The sequence below is a fragment of the Micromonospora sagamiensis genome, assembly GCF_014680085.1.
GTDB classification, from domain to species: Bacteria; Actinomycetota; Actinomycetes; order Mycobacteriales; family Micromonosporaceae; genus Micromonospora; species Micromonospora inyonensis.
Window position 1 is genome coordinate 2,486,650 of record NZ_AP023438.1, and the last position, 18,817, is coordinate 2,505,466.

At 74.1% G+C, this 18,817-nt stretch carries 15 protein-coding genes; 7 read left to right on the forward strand and 8 right to left on the reverse strand.

Features of this window, described 5'->3' with window-relative positions:
* Nucleotides 1-47: 47 nt before the first annotated feature.
* The gene (gene dacB / locus IGA62_RS10745) at nt 48-1,502 is read right to left on the reverse strand and encodes a D-alanyl-D-alanine carboxypeptidase/D-alanyl-D-alanine endopeptidase (protein ID WP_232625061.1); all 1,455 of its coding nucleotides are present in this window, start codon (nt 1,500-1,502) and stop codon (nt 48-50) included.
* Nucleotides 1,503-2,000: 498 nt separating this feature from the next.
* Here dacB and IGA62_RS10750 point away from each other — a divergent pair, with 498 nt between their 5' ends.
* Entirely contained in the window at nt 2,001-2,507 is a 507-nt protein-coding gene (locus IGA62_RS10750; protein ID WP_088981731.1) for an inorganic diphosphatase, read from the forward strand.
* Between the two features lie 42 nt (nt 2,508-2,549).
* Here the strand turns inward: IGA62_RS10750 and eccD are convergent, their stop codons facing one another.
* The gene (gene eccD / locus IGA62_RS10755; protein WP_145815190.1) at nt 2,550-3,953 is read right to left on the reverse strand and encodes a type VII secretion integral membrane protein EccD; all 1,404 of its coding nucleotides are present in this window, start codon (nt 3,951-3,953) and stop codon (nt 2,550-2,552) included.
* Nucleotides 3,954-4,047: 94 nt separating this feature from the next.
* On the opposite strand from eccD, the gene eccCa reads away from it, so the two are divergent.
* From eccCa to IGA62_RS10770, 3 genes are all read left to right on the forward strand, one after another.
* A complete protein-coding gene (gene eccCa / locus IGA62_RS10760) occupies nt 4,048-8,019 on the forward strand; it encodes a type VII secretion protein EccCa (protein WP_145815189.1) in 3,972 nt (1,323 codons plus the stop codon).
* A gap of 99 nt (nt 8,020-8,118) precedes the next feature.
* Nucleotides 8,119-9,528: a type VII secretion-associated serine protease mycosin gene (gene mycP, locus IGA62_RS10765; protein ID WP_145815188.1), complete on the forward strand. Its 1,410-nt coding sequence runs from the start codon at nt 8,119-8,121 to the stop codon at nt 9,526-9,528.
* Nucleotides 9,529-9,711: 183 nt separating this feature from the next.
* Nucleotides 9,712-10,641, forward strand: a complete 930-nt coding sequence (locus IGA62_RS10770) for a hypothetical protein (protein ID WP_145815187.1) — start codon at nt 9,712-9,714, stop codon at nt 10,639-10,641.
* Nucleotides 10,642-10,720: 79 nt separating this feature from the next.
* Here the strand turns inward: IGA62_RS10770 and IGA62_RS10775 are convergent, their stop codons facing one another.
* The 6 genes from IGA62_RS10775 to IGA62_RS10800 all read right to left on the reverse strand — a co-directional run bounded on the left by IGA62_RS10775 (nt 10,721) and on the right by IGA62_RS10800 (nt 16,056).
* Nucleotides 10,721-11,899, reverse strand: coding sequence for a MarP family serine protease (locus IGA62_RS10775; protein ID WP_145815186.1), 1,179 nt, complete (start codon nt 11,897-11,899; stop codon nt 10,721-10,723).
* A 63-nt stretch (nt 11,900-11,962) separates the two neighbouring features.
* Nucleotides 11,963-12,655 (reverse strand): NUDIX hydrolase, encoded by a 693-nt coding sequence (locus IGA62_RS10780; protein ID WP_145815185.1) that lies wholly within the window; start codon nt 12,653-12,655, stop codon nt 11,963-11,965.
* Nucleotides 12,652-13,335: a TlpA family protein disulfide reductase gene (locus IGA62_RS10785; RefSeq protein ID WP_145815184.1), complete on the reverse strand. Its 684-nt coding sequence runs from the start codon at nt 13,333-13,335 to the stop codon at nt 12,652-12,654. The genes IGA62_RS10780 and IGA62_RS10785 overlap by 4 nt, the downstream gene beginning before the upstream one ends.
* On the reverse strand, nt 13,332-14,120 hold the full coding sequence (gene nth, locus IGA62_RS10790) for an endonuclease III (protein WP_145815183.1): 789 nt from the start codon (nt 14,118-14,120) through the stop codon (nt 13,332-13,334). The genes IGA62_RS10785 and nth overlap by 4 nt, the downstream gene beginning before the upstream one ends.
* A 41-nt stretch (nt 14,121-14,161) precedes the next feature.
* The gene (locus IGA62_RS10795) at nt 14,162-15,319 is read right to left on the reverse strand and encodes a CapA family protein (protein ID WP_145815182.1); all 1,158 of its coding nucleotides are present in this window, start codon (nt 15,317-15,319) and stop codon (nt 14,162-14,164) included.
* A gap of 11 nt (nt 15,320-15,330) precedes the next feature.
* The gene (locus IGA62_RS10800) at nt 15,331-16,056 is read right to left on the reverse strand and encodes an adenosylcobinamide amidohydrolase (protein ID WP_145815181.1); all 726 of its coding nucleotides are present in this window, start codon (nt 16,054-16,056) and stop codon (nt 15,331-15,333) included.
* Nucleotides 16,057-16,272: 216 nt separating this feature from the next.
* Here IGA62_RS10800 and IGA62_RS10805 point away from each other — a divergent pair, with 216 nt between their 5' ends.
* The 3 genes from IGA62_RS10805 to IGA62_RS10815 all read left to right on the forward strand — a co-directional run bounded on the left by IGA62_RS10805 (nt 16,273) and on the right by IGA62_RS10815 (nt 18,763).
* Complete coding sequence (locus tag IGA62_RS10805) at nt 16,273-16,950, forward strand: Crp/Fnr family transcriptional regulator (RefSeq protein WP_007073398.1); 678 nt, start codon at nt 16,273-16,275, stop codon at nt 16,948-16,950.
* Nucleotides 16,951-17,052: 102 nt separating this feature from the next.
* The gene (locus tag IGA62_RS10810) at nt 17,053-17,802 is read left to right on the forward strand and encodes a metallophosphoesterase family protein (RefSeq protein ID WP_145815180.1); all 750 of its coding nucleotides are present in this window, start codon (nt 17,053-17,055) and stop codon (nt 17,800-17,802) included.
* A 337-nt stretch (nt 17,803-18,139) separates the two neighbouring features.
* Complete coding sequence (locus tag IGA62_RS10815; protein ID WP_145815179.1) at nt 18,140-18,763, forward strand: TetR/AcrR family transcriptional regulator; 624 nt, start codon at nt 18,140-18,142, stop codon at nt 18,761-18,763.
* Nucleotides 18,764-18,817 lie beyond the last annotated feature (54 nt).

The window sequence follows — 18,817 nt, forward strand, 5'->3', positions numbered from 1 at the left end:
CCGCCGGGCGGGTGCCACGGCGGGGACGGTGGTGGGTACGGGCGGGGTCAGCGGCAGCCGCAACCGGCCAGCGCCGCCCCGATCCGGTCGAGGGCCAGCCGGGTGGCGTCCGGGGTGGCCGGCGGCGTGCGGTCGGTGAGGACCGCGAAGCTGAGCAGGCGGCCATCGGTGGTGGTGACCAGTCCGGCGATCGCGTGCACCCCGGTCAACGTCCCGGTCTTGGCCCGTACGACGCCCGCGCCGGCCCGGGTGGCCGACGTGGCGTACCGGTCGTCGAGGGTGCCCGACCAGCCGCCCACGGGCAGGCCGCCGAAGATGCCGGCCAGCTCGGGTCGGGTGCCGTTGCCCGCGAGCGCGATCAGGTCGGTGAGCAGGGACGGGCTGATCCGGTTGGTGCGCGACAACCCGCTCCCGTCGGCCAGGGCGAGTTCGTCGGCGGGCAACCCCAGTTCGGCCGCCACCTGGTCCATCGCGGCACCCGCTCCGACGAACGACGCCGGCTGGTTACGGGCGAGGGCGACCTGGCGGGCCAGCGCCTCGGCGACCACGTTGTCGCTGTCGGTGATCATGATGTCGACCAGCCGGATCAGCGGAGGCGACTCGACCCGGCCCAACTCGGTGCCGGGGGCGGGCGCCCCGGCGGGGCCGGCGCTGCCCCCAGCGGCCGGGGCCCCGCCCCGCTCGACCTTCGTCCCGGCCGGCAGGCCGAGCAGCCGGGCGAACGCCCGCCCGGCGGTGAGGTCGGGGGTGCGGTACCGCTCGGCGCCCTTGGAGCCGGCGTCCGGGTCGACGCGCGCCCCGTCGGTCATCAGGGCGGTGATCGCCGCGCCGTACCCGCCGGTGGGGATGTCGGCGTCCCACCCCGGCTCGTAGACCGGGCCGGGGAAGAGCGTCGAGTCCACCGTCACCTTGGTCGGAGGTGTCCCGCCCAGGGCCTGTTTCACCTGTTCGGCGAGGACGTCCAGGCGCGCCGCCCCGGGGTAGAAGCCGTTGGCGTCGATGGCGAGCGTCGGGTCGCCCCCACCGACGAGCACGACCTCACCCGGCGTCGCGCCGGCCACGGCCCGGGTGCCGATCCGGTACGCGGGGCCGCGCGCGGCCAGCACGGTCACCCCGGTGACCAGCTTGGTGACCGAGGCGGGCACGGTGCCGTCGTCCGCGCCCCGGCCGTACAGCTCCTGGCCGGTGGTGACGTCGGTGACCGAGACGTTGACCCGGCTGCCCAGCCCGGCTGCGCCGACCAGCGGGTCGAGCGCGGCCCGGACCCCCTCCGGGGTCGGGACGGGAGCGGTGCCGGCCGGCAGCCCCAGCACGGGCACGGGAGCGGCCTCGGGTTCGCGGGCGCCCGCCGTCGGCCCGGCGTCCGCGCCGAGCCAGCCGGCCACCGGGCCGGGCCGGACCACGACCAGCCCGGTGCCGACGACGACCAGCAGCAGGACGGCCGCCAGCACCGTCAGCAGCGTGCGTCGTCGCCGCGGAGTGGTTGCGCCGTCCGGCGGCAGGCTCTCCGGAGCCGTCGGTGGTGGGACAGGCGGGCCGGGCGGCGGGGATCCCGCCGCGGCCGGCACACCGGGGGACACCGGGAAGGCCGGGTGCACGACAGGGGCCGGGTCGGCGGGACGGGCCGGGTGCACGACAGGGGCCGGGTCGGCGGGACGGGCCGGCGGCCGGTAGACCGGGGGCGGCGGCCGCCCGGTGCCGGGGGCGTCCGACCGGGGACGATCGTCGACCGGCGTGGGCGACACCTGCGCGGGACCGTGCGCTCCGGGTACCACCACCCGACCGGTGACCCGGTCCGGACGACCCGAAGCACGGTCGCCTCCCGGGCGGTAGTGTGAGTCTTCCCTCCCCACAGCCCCCTCCTCCCCCACGAAAAACGGCTTGGGCGACACTACTTCGGTCCGAAGACTATGCGGCGCCCGACGCCGGCGGGTGCGCATCGCCCCGTCCGGGGGTGTCACTGTTCGTTAGCCAGCGTCGGCAAACGTAGGGAGCGTGAGATGGATTTCGACGTCACGGTTGAGATCCCCAAGGGTCACCGCAACAAATACGAGGTGGACCACGCGACCGGCCGGATCCGGCTGGACCGCACGCTCTTCACGTCCACGCAGTACCCGGCCGACTACGGCTTCATCGAGGGCACCCTGGGTGAGGACGGCGACCCGCTGGACGCCCTGGTGCTGGTGCCCGAGCCGACCTTCCCGGGCTGCCTGATCCGCTGCCGCACCATCGGTATGTTCCGGATGACCGACGAGAAGGGCGGGGACGACAAGGTCCTCTGCGTGCCCTACGAGGACCCGCGTCAGGAGCACCTGCGCGACATCCACCACCTGGGCGAGTTCGACCGGCTGGAGATCCAGCACTTCTTCGAGGTCTACAAGGACCTGGAGCCGGGCAAGTCGGTCGAGGGCGCGACCTGGGTGGGACGTACCGAGGCCGAGGCGGAGATCCGGGCGTCGTACCGGCGGCACCAGGAGGCCGTGGCGCGCGGCGAGGCCACGCACTGACGGTAATCGGACAGTTCCGACCGCACCGGGCCCGGGGGCCGCTCAGCCGAGCAGCCCCCGGGCCCGGTCGTACAGGTCGAGCACCGCGCAGGCCACCGGCACCACCGCGACCACCAGCAGCGTGTCGGTCAGGTCGGCCGCCCGACCCAGGTACGGCGAGACCGGACGCTGCGCGTAGGTGGTGCCGGCCGCCACGGTGAGCAGCGCGAGTACCACCCCGGCGGCGACCAGCGCGAGCAGGGTCACCGGGGCGGCCCGGCCCACCAGGGCGACGCCCAGCACCGCGAGGGCGGCCAGTCCGGCGGCCACGGTGGGCACCCGCTGCCGCAGCGCCACGAAGAGGCGTGCCCGCAGCAGCAGCACCGCCCCGGCGACGGCGACCAGGATCCGGCCGGCGAGCCCTCCGGTCACGGTGAGCACGAGCGCGGCGGCGACCGTCAGCACCGCGTGCCCGAGCAGCATGCCGGTCAGCGTCTCCTCGGTGCGGGCCACCGCCGCGTGCACCCGGTCGGCGTCCGGCAGGTCGCGGACGCCGGGACGGGAACCGGTGTCCGCCCCGACCGGGAGGGTGATCGGCGGGAGCGGCACCTTGCCGAGGCGGATGGCGAGCAGGGGCAGCACGCCGACGGCGAGGACCAGGACGCTGAGCAGGACGGCGGCGGCCCCGGCGGGGGCGACGACGAGGCCGAGCAGGGCGGTGGCCGCGCCGGCCAGCCCGACCGTCGCGCCCGCGGCGAAGACCCGCAGCCGGGCCGCGACACCGAACAGGCCGAGCACCGCGGCGAGGAGCAGCGCGACCGAGCCGGTCAGCAGTTCGGGCGTGCCGAGCCAGCGCAGCGGGCCGAACGGGGACACCGGGTCACCGGAGCTGACCATCAGCGCACCGGCGGCGAAGGCGTACGGCAGGGCGTACCCGCCCAGGGTGGCACCGGCCGTGCCGTCCCCGTACGCCCGGGAGGCGACGCCGCCGGCCACCGCGAGCAGGACGGCCACCACCGCCGCGACCAGCCAGTTCGCCGGGTGGTGCGGACCGCCGGAGGTGAGCGCGACCAGCCCGACAGCGAGCGGCACGCCGGCCCCGGACAGTGCGGCGACCCGGGTGGCGGCCGGCGACCAGGCGGCACCCCGACGTCGCGCCCCCTCGGCGATCACCTCCACCACGTCGTCGTACTCCAGTTCCGGCCAGTGTGCGTGGGCCGGGACGAGGTGCAGCACCTCGCCGTCGCGGACGCCCTGGGCGTGCAGGGCCTGACCGGTCGCCAGGACGGCCCCGTCGGTGCGGCGCAGCACCCAGCCGCCGTGCCGTTCACCGTCGTCGGCGAGCCCTTCACCGGCGTGCCGGAGCACCTCGGGAAGGAGTTCGGCGAGCGGCAGCTGCTCCGGCAGCGCCACGTCCAACCGTCGCTGCGGCGCGCTGATCGTGACGCGGGCGAGCCCGGTTGTCATCGACGTCTCACTCCCTGTCAGCCGGCGCACGCGGACGGCAGCACTTTACCTACCATGAGCCAGGCTCGGGTTACCGAGCGCATGGGGAGGGTGAGTGTCCACTGTCGTCATCAAGCGACCGCCGCGACGCCCGGCCCCGGAGATCCCGGTCGGCGAGCTCCCGGTCGAGGCGCCCCCGGAGATCCCCGAGGTCACCGGCGGCCGGTGGCAGCAGCTGCTGATGCTCCTGCCGATGCTCGGCGGGACGGTGGCCATGGCGATGATGTTCGGCCGGGGCGGCGGGGCGTACTCGTACGTGGTCGGCGGCATGTTCGGCCTCTCCTCGCTGGCCATGCTGGTCACCTCCTGGGGCAGCGCCGCCGGCACCCCGAAGAGGTCCGAGATGATGGCCGCCCGGCGGGAGTACCTGCGCCACCTCTCCGTGCTGCGCCGCCAGGTCCGGCGCACCGCCGGTCGGCAGCGCGCGGGCCTGTACTACCGGCACCCCGACCCGACCCGGCTCTGGTCCACCGTCGACAGCCACCGGGTCTGGGAACGCCGTCCCACCGACCCGGACTTCGCGGTCGTCCGGGTCGCGGTCGGGCCGCAGACGCTGGCCACCCCGCTGCTGCCGCCCACCACCCGGCCGTTGGAGGAGCTGGAACCGATGACCGCGGGCGCGCTGCGCCGGTTCCTCGACGCGTACTCGGTGGTGCCGGACCTGCCGGTGGCCCTCTCGCTGCGCAGCTTCGCCCGGGTCCACCTGCGCGGGGACGTCGGTGACCCGGCAGTCCGGGCGACCGGCTCGCCGTCGGCGCAGGCGCTGGCCCGGGCGATGCTGGCCCAGCTCGCGGTCTTCCACGCCCCGGACGAGCTGCTCGTCGCGGTCTGCGCCGGTCCGGAGCGGCGGGCCGTCTGGGAGTGGGTCAAGTGGCTGCCGCACGCCCACCACCCCACCCGGACCGACGCGCTCGGCCCGGTGCGCCTGGTCACCAGCGCGGCAGCCGACCTGGAACACCTCCTCGGCGAGGTGCTCGGCAGCCGGTCCCGGTTCAGCCCGGCCGGACCGGCCACCGACGGGCCGCACGTGGTGGTGGTGCTCGACGGCGCCGACCTGACCGGCGCCACCCACCTCACCTCGGACGGCGGCATCGACGCGGTCACCATGGTCGACCTGGACACCCCGCCACCGCGCCTGCTCGACCGGAGCACCCTGGCGCTGGAGGTACGTGACGGGCGGCTGCACTCGTACGCGGCCGACACGCACGCCGAGGTGGGCACCGCCGACCAGCTTCCGGCGACCGACGCCGAGGCGGTGGCCCGCCGGCTCGCCCCGCTGCGGCTGGCGGCCACGGTCAAGGGGTCGGACGCGCCGGCCCGGGTCGAGCTGGGCCTGCCCGAGCTGCTCGGGCTGGGTGACCCGGAGAACTTCTCGGTCGAGCAGGGCTGGACGCCCCGCGCCACGCGTGACCGGCTACGGGTGCCGATCGGCGTCGGCACCGACGGCGGGTCGATCGAGCTGGACCTGAAGGAGTCCGCACAGGACGGCATGGGCCCGCACGGCCTGCTCATCGGCGCCACCGGCTCCGGCAAGTCGGAACTGCTGCGCACGCTGGTGCTGGGGCTGGCCGCGACGCACAGCTCGGAGGTGCTCAACTTCGTCCTGATCGACTTCAAGGGCGGGGCCACCTTCGCCTCGTTCGACCGGCTGCCGCACACCGCCGCCGTGATCACCAACCTGGAGGACGCGCTCCCGTTGGTGGACCGGATGGCCGACGCGCTCAACGGGGAGCTGACCCGCCGCCAGGAACTGCTGCGCCGGGCCGGGAACTTCGCCAGCCTGCGGGACTACGACCGGGCCCGCGCGGCGGGGACGCCGCTCGCCCCGCTGCCGTCCCTGCTGGTGATCTGCGACGAGTTCTCCGAGCTGCTGTTCCACAAGCCGGACTTCATCGACCTGTTCGTGCAGATCGGCCGGCTGGGTCGCTCCCTCGGCGTGCACCTGCTGCTCGCCTCGCAGCGGCTGGAGGAGGGCCGGCTGCGCGGGCTGGACACCCACCTGTCGTACCGGATCGGGTTGCGGACCTTCTCCGCGTTGGAGTCCCGGACGGTGCTCGGCGTGCCGGACGCGTACGAGCTGCCCCGCTCCCCCGGTCACGGTTTCCTCCGCTTCGGCACCGAACCGCTGGTGCGGTTCCGGGCCGCGTACGTCTCCGGGGCGGTCCGTCGGCGCGGTGGCGGCGCGGGTGGCGGCACCGCCGGCACGCCCCGGCTGCTCACCTTCTCCACCCACCTCGTCCCGGTGCCGGAGCCGGCCGTCGGATCCCCCGGACCGGCCGAGGAGGAGCGGGACGGCGGCGAGAGCCTGCTGGACGTGCTGGTCGGCCGGATCACCGGCCAGGGGCCCCCGGCCCACCAGGTGTGGCTGCCCCCGCTGGACGCCTCGCCGGCCCTGGACGACCTGCTCGGCCCGGTCGGCGTCGACCCGGCGCGTGGCCTGACCTTCGGCAACCCGGAGCTGCACGGCGCGCTCCAGGTGCCGGTGGCCCTGGTCGACAAGCCGTACGACCAGCGTCGTGACCTGCTCTGGCTGGCGCTGGACGGCGCGGCCGGGCACGTCGCGGTGGTCGGCGCGCCGCGCAGTGGCAAGTCCGGCCTGCTGCGCACCCTGATCTGCACGCTCGCGCTCACCCACACCCCGCAGGAGGTGCAGGTGTACTGCCTGGACTTCGGGGGCGGCGGGCTGGGCCCGCTGCGCGACCTGCCGCACGTCGGCGGGGTCGCCGGGCGCGCCGAGGCGACCGCGGTGCGCCGTACCGTCGGGGAGGTCGCCGCCCTGCTGGCCGAACGGGAGCAGCGCTTCGCCGAGCTGGGCGTGGAGTCGATGGCCGCGTACCGGCAGCGGCGGGCGGCGCTGACCGCCGCCGGGCAGCCGGTGACCGACCCGTTCGGCGACGTCTTCCTCGTGGTGGACGGCTGGGCCACCCTGCGCGGCGAGTACGACGACCTGGAGGGACCGGTCACCGACCTGGCCGGCCGGGGCCTGGCGTACGGCGTGCACGTGGTGGCGACCGCGCTGCGCTGGCTGGACTTCCGGCCGGCGATCCGGGACCTGTTCGGTTCCCGGCTGGAACTGCGCCTCGGCGACCCGTCGGACTCGGGCGTGGCCCGGCAGGCGGCGATGAACGTACCGGAGAACACCCCGGGGCGGGGCATCACCGCGGAACGGCTGCACTTCCTCGGCGCGGTACCGCGACTGGCCGCCCCGGGCGGGGACACCGGCGACCTGGTCAAGGCGGTCGCCGCAGCGTGGGCCGGTCCGGCCGCCCCCGCGGTACGGCTGCTCCCGCCGGTGCTGTCCTATGCGGAGCTGGACCTGTCCGGGTCGACCGGGCTGCGCCTGCCGGTCGGCATCGCCGAGGCGGACCTACGCCCGGTGCTGCTCGACTTCGCCGCCGAGCCGCACTTCGTCGTCTTCGGGGACGCCGAGTGCGGCAAGTCGTCGTTCCTGCGCGCGCTGGCCACGTCGATCACCCGCCGGTTCACCCCGGAGCAGGCCCGGGTGATCCTGGTCGACTACCGGCGCAGCCTGCTCGGCGCGATCGGAACCGACCACCTGATCGGCTACGGCACCGCGGCGGCCGGCACGGCCGACCTGATCGAGTCGGTCGCCGGCTACATGCAGCGCCGGATACCCGGTCCGGAGGTCACCGCCGGGCAGCTGCGGGACCGGTCCTGGTGGTCCGGGCCGGAACTGTTCGTGCTGGTCGACGACTACGACCTGGTCGCCACCGGTCCGGCGAACCCGTTGCGCGCACTGGAGGAGTACCTCCCGCAGGCCCGGGACGTGGGGCTGCACCTGGTGCTGGTGCGACGCTCGGGCGGCGCGGCCCGGGCCCAGTACGAGCCGATCGTCCAGCGGCTGCGGGAACTGTCCACCGCCGGCCTGGTGATGGCCGGCAGCCCGGAGGAGGGCGCGCTGGTCGGCCCGGTCCGCCCCGGCCCGCTGCCACCCGGACGGGGTCGGCTGGTGACCCGTCGGGAGGGCGTACGGCTGGTGCAACTCGCGTACCTCCCTCCGATGTGACCACGGGGCGGCTGATTACGGCGAAGAGGAACCGGAGTAGACCGGGGAACGGGTAACCTCCGACCATCACGTGTCCGGCGCGACGAATGGGCTGAGGGTGTGACTGCGGTGCGGCGGCGATGCGCTACCGGGGCCCGGCGGCTCGCCGGTCGTGCGCTGCTCGCCGTGGCCGCGACGACCGTCCCGCTCACCGTGGTCGCCGTGGCACCCACGCACGCCGCTCCGTCTCCGCGCACCGCGCACACCGCGTCGGCCGGGTACGCCGCCGCGCTGCCGCCGGGCCGGGAGATCACGGCGGTCGGGACGCCGCTGCGCCCCCGGCCCGTCGTCGTCGACCCGGTCCGCGCCCCCGCCCGCACCGACCAGGTGCGCGACGACCAGTGGCAACTCGACGTGCTCGACGCGGAGAGCGCCTGGCGGACGTCCACCGGGCGTGGGGTGACCGTCGCGGTGATCGATTCCGGCGTGGACGCCACGCATCCGGACCTCGTGGGCCAGGTGCTCCCCGGGCTCGACCTGGTTGCTCCGGACGGGACGGCCGAGCCGGACCCGGTCGGGCACGGGACCACGGTCGCGGCCCTGATCGCCGGCCGACGGGACGACCACCGTGGAGTGGTCGGCCTCGCGCCGGACGCGAAGGTCCTGCCGATCCGGGTGCTCGACGAGGAGAACCGCTACGACGACGCGCTGGTCGTGGCCAAGGGCGTCCGGTGGGCGGTCGACAACGGTGCACGGGTGATCAACCTGTCGCTGGGTGGGGGCGGCGACAGCGCGGCCCTGGCGGCGGCGCTGGACTACGCCTTCGCGCGCGACGTGGTGGTGATCGCCTGCACCGGCAACCTGGCGGTCTCCTCCGGCACCCGGATCTGGTACCCGGCCCGGGAGCCCGGAGTGATCGCGGTGGCTGGTCTGGAAAGGAGCGGCGGCGACCTCTGGTCCGGCTCGATCACGGGCCCGGAGACCGTGCTGACCGCCCCGGCGACCGGGCTGGTGGGTGCCCGGCCCGGCGGCTACTGGCGGGTGCAGGGGACCAGCTTCGCCGCTCCGCTGGTGACCGCCTCCGCCGCGCTGCTACGCGCCCGGTGGCCGCAGATGTCCGCCGGTGACGTGGTCAACCGGTTGATCACCACCGCTCGGGACCTCGGCCCCGCCGGCCGGGACGACCGGTTCGGTTTCGGCCGGATCGACCCGGTCGCCGCGCTCACCCGGGACGTCCCCATGGTGCCGCGCAACCCGCTCGACGACCACTCCTCTCCGGGCGAGGTGGGCTTCGGTCGGGCACCGGGCGCTGCCGAGACGTCCGGCACCGACGCCGACCAGCTCGGTCTCGCCGGCACCCGGCGGGACGGGTGGACGGTCCGCGCGGCCGGTGACACCGAGGAGGCGGCCCCGGGGCGGCTGTGGAGTGGCGTGGCCCTCGGTGTCATCCTGGTCACCGGCACCGCCCTGGTGGCCCGTCGGTTCCGTCGCCCGGAGCGTCGCGGTGGCCCGCCCGACCGGTCGCCGTGATGTGATCATGACGCTGAGCAACTGTCGAGGCGGCCAAATCGGCTTTTTACTGAACGGTCGCTAAGTTCGCCGTTTCGGGTCTCCGATCAGAGGAGATGCCGGTGAGCAGGCTATTTGCATCGCTGTTTATCGTGATCAGTGATCCGGGTGCCAGCGCACCGCCGACAGCGATAAGGGCCAAAGATGAGCGACAGTCACCCTCCGTACGGAGGACCGTCCGATCCGAACGCCGGGCAGCCGTGGGGACCGCCTCCGGGCCAGCCGGTCTCCGGGCAGCCGTGGGGGCAGCCACCCGGTCAGCCGATCTCGGGTCAGCCGGACCCGTACGGGTACGGCCAGCCCGGCTACCAGCAGCAGCCCGGATATCCCGCGCCGCAGTTCGCCGCCCCCGTGCAGCCGCCGAAGAAGAACCGGGGCCTGATGATCGGCCTCGGAGTCGGTGCCGCCACGGTGGCGCTGCTGGCGCTCTGCGGTGTCGGCGTCGGCGTCATCGTCGCCAACGGTGACGACGACGACCCCACTCCACCGGTGGCCACCACCTCGGACCCCGGCGGCAACACCGACCCGAGCGCCTCCCCGTCGACCGAGCAGACGCCCGGCGACGACACGCCGAACAACAACAACGCGGTGACCGCCCGGTACTCCAGCGACTTCGAGGCGGTCTGCGAGGGCAGCCCGATCCTCAACGCCAAGGCGTACTCGACCCCGTCCGGTTCCAAGGCGTACACCTTCTACAACTCGGTGGACCGGCCGAGCAACTGGATGCTCCGCTCCGCCGGCTACGGCAAGTCGTACTACGCCAAGAGCGACGAGTTCGACGAGGTCAGCGTCGTGGGCTGCCTGAAGTACCAGGAGGGCAGCGAGGGCGCCGGCCGCAAGTGCCAGCTCAAGGACAGCTCGGACAAGATCATCACGATCGACTACGTGTCGTCCCGGTACACCCTCACCTTCTACGCGGCGAAGACCGCGCAGAAGGTCGGCGACGGCGGCACCATCAACGCGCCGGCCGTCCGTTGCCCGTCGTTCGTGACCTACAGCAAGAGCACGATGAAGGCGTACGCCTCGCCGGACACCGGCGCCATCGAGGCCGCCCTGGACAAGTTCCTGGGCTGAGCGACCCGCGCGACCCGGAGCCGGGGAGGGGTGGACAACCGCCCCTCCCCCGGTTCGGGTGACGAGGTGGGTCGCGTGTTCAGGTGCAGTCGCCGGTGTCGACCGCGCGGGTCCGCTCCGCACCGGCCAGCGCCACCGGACGGGCCTCCTCGGCGGTGACGGCGAACCCGGTGTTCGGGTCGTCCGCCGCCGCCGCGAAGATCACCCCGAGCACCAGGCCGTTCGGCGCGACCAGCGGACCGCCGGAGTTCCCGCTGCGCACCAGCGCGCGGATCGTGTAGACCTCCCGGGTGACGTCCCCCGAGGAGTAGATGTCCGGGCCGGTGATCCGGTCGACGTCCCGCACCCGGGCCGACTGCGCGTCGTACGGCCCGTCCAGCGGGAATCCGAGGACGATCGCGTCCGCCCCGCTGGCTGCCCGGCCGGTGGCGAACCGCATGACCGGACCGGACAGGTCCGGTACGTGGATCACCGCCAGGTCCCGATCCGGGTCGTAGACCACCACGCGACCGTCGTACCGCTTGCCGTTGCGTTCCACCGAGACGTCACGGGTGCCGGCGACCACGTGTGCGTTGGTCATCACCCGATCCTCGGCGTAGATGAAGCCGGAGCCCTCGATCCGGCGACCGCAACTCGGCGCGGAACCCCGCACCTTGACCACCGAACGCTGGCCGTTGGCGACCACCTGGGAACCGGCGAGCGCCGGGTCCGGGGGTGCGACCTGCCGGGCCCGGGTGGGTGCCAGGTCACCGAAGACGTCCGGGAAGCCGTTGGTGTCCACGGTGTCGCGCAGCGCGGCGGAGAAGCGTTGGGCCTGGTCCGGCATCACCCGGTCGGCCACGGTGAGCAGGGCGCTGTTGCGGACCGAGGAGGCCAGCCAGGGGAACGACGACGACCCGAGCGGAACGGCGACGAGCCAGGCCACCATGATCACCGCGAAGAGCGAGACGAGTGCGCCCCCGATGTCGTCGGCACGGCGGCCGACGCGGCTGGTGATCGCGGTTCGCAGGTGCGAGCCGAGCCAGCCGGCGAGGGTCTGACCCAGCACCGCCAGTCCGAGCACCGCGACCAGCGCGACGATCACCCGGACGGCGCTGTCGGCGAACCGCTGCGCCAGCAGGGGACCCACCTGGAGACCGAGCAGGGCCCCGAGGAAGAAGCCGGCGAAGGAGAGCGCCCCGATGACGAACCCCTGGCGGTATCCGCTGATCGCGAACAAGAGCATGAGCAGCAGCAAGAAGAGATCAACGGCCGACACCCGTCCAGCGTACGGGCACCGGACAGCGGCGACGACGCTCGTCGTGGAAGCGGACCGCCGTGGTCAGCGACCGGCCAGTTCGTCCGCGGAGTCGGTGCCGGCGGAGGGTGCCGGGGAGGCGGAGGTGGGCGGGAGGTCGAGCACCCGGTTCCGGGGCCAGGGCCGGGCCCAGCCGCCCATCTCCAGGAGGGTGGCGAGCACGCCCGCGGTGAACCCCCAGACCAGCATGCCCCGGGCGGAGAAGGCCGGCCCCGTCCAGCCGCTCGGATGGCGTACCCGCATCCGGTTCTCCGGGTCGACCAGCTCGGCGACGGGGAGTCGGGCGACGTGCGCGACCTCGGCCGGCTCCCGGGGGTGCACCGGGTGCGGCCGGTGCCACCAGCCGAGGACCGGGGTGACCACGAAGTCACTGACCGGGATCCAGAGTTTCGGCAGCTCGGCCAGGACGGTGACGGTGGCCGGGTCGAGGCCGACCTCCTCGTTCGCCTCGCGCAGCGCGGTCGCGGTGGCGTCGGCGTCGTCCGGGTCGGCGGCCCCGCCGGGGAAGGCCGGCTGACCGGCGTGGTTGCGCAGGGTGGCGGCCCGTTGCAGGACGAGGACGTCCGGCCCGACGTCCGGTTCCTCGGCGAGCAGCACCAGCACCGCGCTCTGCCGCCCGCCGCTGGTCGGGGTGTGCAGCGGGGTGAAGTCCTCGGAGCGGGCCGTGCCCAGCCGGGCGAGCAGCGGATCCATCCACGGGGGAAGGGGACGGGTCATGCGGGTACGTCCAGGTCGAGGTGGCGGCGGACCAGGTCGGCGAGGCGGGCGTCGTCGAGCGCGCCGGAGACGTCCTGGTGCCGGATCCGGCCCTGCGCGTCCACCAGGATGGTCTTCGGCACGGCGGCCGGCGGCAGTTCCCGCTGCAACCGCTCGTCGGTGTCGACCAGTTGGGGGAAGGTGACGCCGAAGTCCGCACCGATCGAGACCGCCGCAGGCCGGCGATCGGCGGTGTTCACCCCGATCACGTGCACCTGCCCGGCCGCCCGCTCGTGCAGGCGCTGGAACGCGGGTAGTTCCTTGCGGCAGGGCCCGCACCAGGACGCCCACAGGTTGATCACCGCTGGTCCGCGTACCGCCCGCAGGGAGACCTCGGTGCCGCCGGTGAAGCAGGCGAAGCTGAGGTCGGGCAGGTCCCGGCCCGCCCCCGGCACGCCGCCGGACGGCCCGCTGGTCGCGTCCGCCGGACCGTCGGACCCGACGGCCGGGCTGGACGGTGCCGCCGACGGCCCGGCTGACGCGGCGGGTGGAGCCGAGGGGGGTGCGGTCAGCGCGGCGCAGTCGGCGAAGGGCGAGCCCCCGGTCGCGGCCGGCGCGGCGCTCCGGCCGGTCTCCCCGGCGGTGCAGCCGGTGACCGCCAGCAGCGGGGCCAGGAGAGCAGCGGCGACGCGGCGGTTCACGGCACCTCCGCCACGACCGCCTGGGCGGGAACCAGCTCGGGGTCGACCCCGGCGGCGACCGCCAGGTCCCGTGCCCGGGGGCCCTTGAGCAGCTTGGCCGCCGCGGCCGGCTCGGTCGGTCCGGTCCCGTACGACGGGCAGAGCTTCGTCAGCGTGCAGGCACCGCAGGCGGGCTTGCGGGCATGGCAGACCCGCCGCCCGTGGAAGATCACCCGGTGCGACAGCATGGTCCAGTCGCGCTTCTCGAAGAGCGCACCGACGGCGTGCTCGATCTTGACCGGGTCGGTCTCGGTGGTGAGCCGCCAACGGTGCACCAGCCGCTGGAAGTGCGTGTCGACGGTGATCCCGGGAACCCCGAAGGCGTTGCCGAGGATGACGTTGGCGGTCTTGCGGCCGATCCCGGGCAGGGTCACCAGGTCGGCCAACTTCCCGGGGACCTGCCCGTCGTACCGTTCGACGAGGGCCTGACCCAGCTTGATCAAGGAGTCGGTCTTGTTCCGGAAGAAGCCGGTCGGCCGGATCAGCTCCTCCAGCTCAGTCCGGTCGGCGCCGGCGTAGTCCGCTGCGCCGGGATACCGGGCGAAGAGCTTCGGGGTGACCTCGTTGACCCGCTTGTCCGTGCACTGGGCGGAGAGGATCGTCGCGACGGCGAGTTCGAGCGCGGTGGAGTGGTCGAGTTCGCAGTGCGCGTCCGGGTGGGCGTCGGTGAGCGCCCGGCCGATCCGTCGGGCCCGCCGCTTCCGGCCCAGGTCGGTCTCGGACACGCTGGGAGAGCTGGTGGTCACGCCGGCCAGCCTACGTCGCCGGGCGGACCACCCGGCCCCGCCTACCCGGCGTCCGGGGCGGAGATCGTTCCGTCCGCGGCGAACCGGGCTCCGGTCTTCGGGAAGTCCTGGCCGGTGAGCGTCCGGACCAGTCCGAGGCCCCGGTCGTCCGGGTCCGCGACCGGCTTGCCGAGCCCGTTCATGTACGTCGAGGCGAGCGACCCCGCCACGAACGTGCCGTCCGCCTTGAGCGACACCTTGAGCACGCCACCCCAGCCGAGTCGACCGTTGTTGCTCAGCGACTTGCCGCCCCCAGCGAAGTTGCCGAGGCTGTAGGCGATCAGCCGGCCCTGGTAGAACTCCATGGCCCGGAGCACGTGCGGGCCGTGCCCGACGATCAGGTCCGCCCCGGCGTCGATCATCGCGCGGGAGAACTTGACCGGGTCGCCCCGGTTCTCGCCGAGGAACATCTCCGTGCCCGGCTTCACCCGGGTCTTGTCCGAGCCCTCGCCACCCATGTGCACCTGCACGACGACCAGGTCGGCCATGGTCGCCGCCTTCTCGACCACCTTCTCCGCGGCGTCGATGTCGACCAGGCTGTTCGACCAGACGTACGACGAGAAGCCGGCGACGGCGACCTTGACGCCCTTGACGTCGACCACGGTGATCTGGTCGGGCGCGCCGGTGTGCTTCAGGTCGTACTTCTCCAGCGCCTTCTGGGTGTTCTCGTAGCCGGCCGGGCCGTAGTCGTACCCGTGGTTGTTGGCCTGGTTGAGCAGGTGGAACCCGGCATCCTTGAGGTGCACGGCGTACTCCGGCGGGGCCCGGAACTGGAAGCAGCGGGTGGAGTTCGCCCCGCACTTGCCGGTCCCGGTGTCGACGGTCAGCGGCTCCTCCAGGTTGCCCATCACCAGGTCCGCCTCGAGCGCGGTCTTGACGCCGTCGAAGAAGCCCTTGCCACCGTTGGGGGGCAGCCGGTTCGGCGCGTTGCCCATGATGATGTCGCCGGTGGCGGAGAGCGAGATGACGTTCTCCGCCTCCGCCGGGGGCGCGCTCGGGCTCGCCGAGGCGGGGGCGGCGGTGCGCCCCTCCGGGGACTGCCAGGCGGGGCTCTCCGTGGACGAATCGCATCCGGCGGCGACCAGCAGGACGAGGAGTGCACCCAGCGCGGCCGCGCGGCGGCGGGGGCGGCGGGCGTCTAAGGAGGCGGCGGCGTACATCGTCCGGGACCCTACCGGTCGGCAGCGCTGCCGGGGATGGCCGATCGGGTGAAAAGCACCGATCCGGGGGACTCCTCCAGGCGTAGCCGGTCCGACCACGGCACCACCTCGTGGGCGCCACCGGCCAGGACTGCCGCGTGCACCGCGCGGGCGAGCGGGGCACCCCAACGGGAGCGGGGTCCGCCGTAGGAATCGACCGGGCCGTCCGTCGGACAGAGCACCGTCACCGCGTCGGTCGGGGTGCCGGTGGCCGGCAGTCCCAGTTCGACGATCGCCTGGGTCTTCGCCTCGGTCGCGGTGGCCACGGCGTTGACCAGCGCGGCGTCGCCGAGCCGGACGGGCACCAGGGCCACGATGTTGACCGTGCCGACCGGTTCCACGGCGGCCGGGGTCGCCGGGGCGGCGGCCTGGACCGGGGTGCCCAGTCCGACCGTCGCCCAGACCCGGACCCCACCGTCGGCGCGGGCCACCACCTCGGCGACGTCGACGCCGGTCAGCAGGCCGACGCCGGGTCCGTCGAGGTCGAGTTGGCGGGCCAGCCCGGCAAGGTGGTCGGCCGGGTCGTCCCGGTGGTACGTCATCGGCACGGTCGCGTTGACCACCCAGTGCCGTACCCCGATCCCTCCGCCGAGCGGGGCGGAAGTGATCGCGTACAACGGCCGGTCGGCGCGCCAGCACAGCAGTGGCACGTCCCGGCCGTCCTCGGGCCGGGTGGTCAGGAAGGGCTCGCTCAACACGCCGGTGACCCTACGACCGGCACCCGGCGGAGCGCTCCCCCCGGGTCGGAACGGTGGATCATAGGCTTTGATCAGGTCCATCTCGTTACGTCCAACGATCAACTTCCAGGGGTGCGCCTCTGATAACCGCTCACGTGCGCCTAGACTGGCGTCGCGCGCGGGATCAGCGGACGGCGGACCCAGCCGACGGACGGCACGCGCAGGCGGAGGTGCGCGATGGACGAGGTACTGGCCCGTAGTGGGATCTTCCAGGGCGTCGACCCGGAGGCGGCCGAGGCGCTCGCCAAGGAGATGGAGACGATCGAGGTCCGCAAGGGCGAGGTGGTCTTCAACGAGGGCGAGCCCGGCGACAGCCTTTACATCCTGCTTTCCGGCAAGATCAAGGTGGGGCGGCGGGCCGCGGACGGCCGGCAGAACCTCATCGCGGTGATGGGTCCGTCGGACATGGTCGGCGAGCTGTCGCTCTTCGACCCGGGCCCGCGTACGGCCACGGCCACCGCGGTCACCGACACCCGACTGGTCCGGCTGCGCAAGCAGGCGCTGCGGCCGTGGCTGAACAACCGGCCCGAGATCGCCGAACAGCTCCTCCGGGTGCTGGCCCGCCGGCTCCGGCGGACGAACGACTCGCTGGCCGACCTGATCTTCACCGACGTGCCCGGCCGGGTCGCCAAGAACCTGCTCCAGATGGCCGGCCGGTTCGGCACCCGCGACGGCGGCGTGCTGCGGGTGACGCACGACCTCACCCAGGAGGAGATCGCGCAGCTCGTCGGCGCATCCCGGGAGACGGTCAACAAGGCACTGGCCGACTTCGCGTCCCGGGGCTGGCTGCGCCTGGACGGCAAGAGCATCATCATCCTCGACCCGGAGCGGCTCGCCCGCCGGGCACGCGTCTGACCCAGGTCTTCCGGGAGGGCCGCCCCCGGGGTGGGCCCTCCCGATTTCTGCCCGGCGCAGAATCCCTCGACCGCGTCGGTCCGGGGCTGCCATCGTGGTTCGATGCTGGAACGCGTCGCCGTCCTCTCCGACATCCACGGTGTCCTGCCCGCGCTGGAGGCCGTGCTGACCGAGCCGGACGTCGTCACGGCCGACCTGGTCGTGCTCACCGGCGACATCGCCGCCGGCCCTCAGCCGGTCGAGGTGCTGGACCTGCTGGCCTCCCTCGGCGACCGGGCCGTCTGGGTGGGCGGCAACGCCGACCGCGAGCTGATCGGGCTGCGCGGCGGCCAGGAGTTCCCGGTCCCCGACCAGGTGACCCCGTGGGCGGCGGGCCAGCTTCGGGACGACCAGGTGACCCGACTGGCCGCGTTGCCGCTCAGCGTGACGCTGCCGGTCGCCGGGCTGGGCGAGGTGCTGTTCTGCCACGCCACCCCGCGCGACGACGAGGAGGTCGTGCTGGTGGACTCCCGGCTGGACCGCTGGGCCGAGGTGTTCGCGACGCTGCCGGCGGAGGTGGGCACGGTCGTCTGCGGTCACACCCACATGCCGTTCGTCCGGCTCGCCCACCGTCGCCTGGTGGTGAACCCGGGCAGCGTGGGGATGCCGTACGGCGGGGCGGGGGCGCACTGGGCGCTGCTCGGGCCGGGCGTGCAGCTGCGCCGGAGCGCGTTCGACCTGGACGCCGCCTGCGCCCGGGTGGCCGCCGAGTCCGGCTATCCGGAGGCCGCCGCCTGGGCCGACGAGTACGTCCGATCCCGGCACGACGACGCCGAGGCGCTGACCGTCTTCGGCCCACGTGACGGTCGCTGACAGCAACTGCCCTCCCTGCCGCCACCCGCCGGGCCTCCGTGCGGGCCGCACGCCCGTCGGCCGACGTAGCACCGATCCGCCCCGCCCAGGGGTCGTACGGTCGCCCTGATCTGGCCGGCAGGGTCGCTGGGCACTTCCTTTGGAGCTGCCCCGTTCATGCGCCCGGTCCCGCCGCAGGTCGGCAACCGTCAGCTTCACCTCACCGGAGCCGGCCAGGTCGCCCCGTCTGTGCGGGCAGCTCCAAGGCGTCCGCACGGCATCCTGTCCCGCCCGCCTCCCGACGGGTGCCAAAAAAGTCAGGCTTGACTGTTTGTTTTTCCGACGGCAGGCTGGCGACGTGCCCGCCCCACCGAGCCGCGCCCCTCAGCCGGGCCGCGTCCCGCAGCAGGAGCGCAGCCGTGCCACCCGCGCGCGGCTGCTGGAGGCGACCGTCGACTGCCTGGTGGAGTACGGCTGGTCCGGCACCACGACCACGGTGGTCGCCGCCCGCGCCGGGGTCTCCCGGGGGGCCCAGCTGCACCACTACCCCACCCGGGCGGCCCTGGTCACCGCAGCCGTGGTCCACCTGGCCGAGCGTCGCGCGGCGGAACTGCGCGCCGAGGCCGAGGCGCTGCCGGCCGGTCCCCGGCGGTTCGACCGGGTGATCGACATGCTCGCCGCCGCCTTCACCGGTCCGCTCTTCGTCGCCGCCCTCGAACTCTGGGTGGCCGCCCGCACCGACCCGGAGCTACGCGCGGCCCTGGTGCCGTTGGAGGCCCGGGTCGGGCGGGAGATGCACCGGCTCACCGTCGCGCTGCTCGACGCCGACGAACGGCGTCCCGGGGTCCGCGAGGCGGTGCAGGCCACTCTCGACCTGCTCCGGGGACTCGGGGTGGCCAACCTGCTCACCGACGACTCGGCCCGCCGCACCGCCCTGCTGAACACCTGGAAACGCCAACTCGCCACCCTGCTCACCCCGTGACCGGAGGCACCCATGGTCGTCCTGTCGGACCTGCCCGCTCGTCCCGCGACGGTG

What these genes read in the sequence shown, in the direction of transcription:
- IGA62_RS10750 (WP_088981731.1), top strand. Translation starts at nt 2,001, where the DNA reads ATGGATTTCGACGTCACGGTTGAGATCCCCAAGGGTCACCGCAACAAA.
- eccD (WP_145815190.1), bottom strand. Translation starts at nt 3,953, where the DNA reads ATGACAACCGGGCTCGCCCGCGTCACGATCAGCGCGCCGCAGCGACGG.
- IGA62_RS10770 (WP_145815187.1), top strand. Translation starts at nt 9,712, where the DNA reads ATGAGCGACAGTCACCCTCCGTACGGAGGACCGTCCGATCCGAACGCC.
- IGA62_RS10780 (WP_145815185.1), bottom strand. Translation starts at nt 12,655, where the DNA reads ATGACCCGTCCCCTTCCCCCGTGGATGGATCCGCTGCTCGCCCGGCTG.
- IGA62_RS10795 (WP_145815182.1), bottom strand. Translation starts at nt 15,319, where the DNA reads ATGTACGCCGCCGCCTCCTTAGACGCCCGCCGCCCCCGCCGCCGCGCG.
- IGA62_RS10805 (WP_007073398.1), top strand. Translation starts at nt 16,273, where the DNA reads ATGGACGAGGTACTGGCCCGTAGTGGGATCTTCCAGGGCGTCGACCCG.
- IGA62_RS10810 (WP_145815180.1), top strand. Translation starts at nt 17,053, where the DNA reads ATGCTGGAACGCGTCGCCGTCCTCTCCGACATCCACGGTGTCCTGCCC.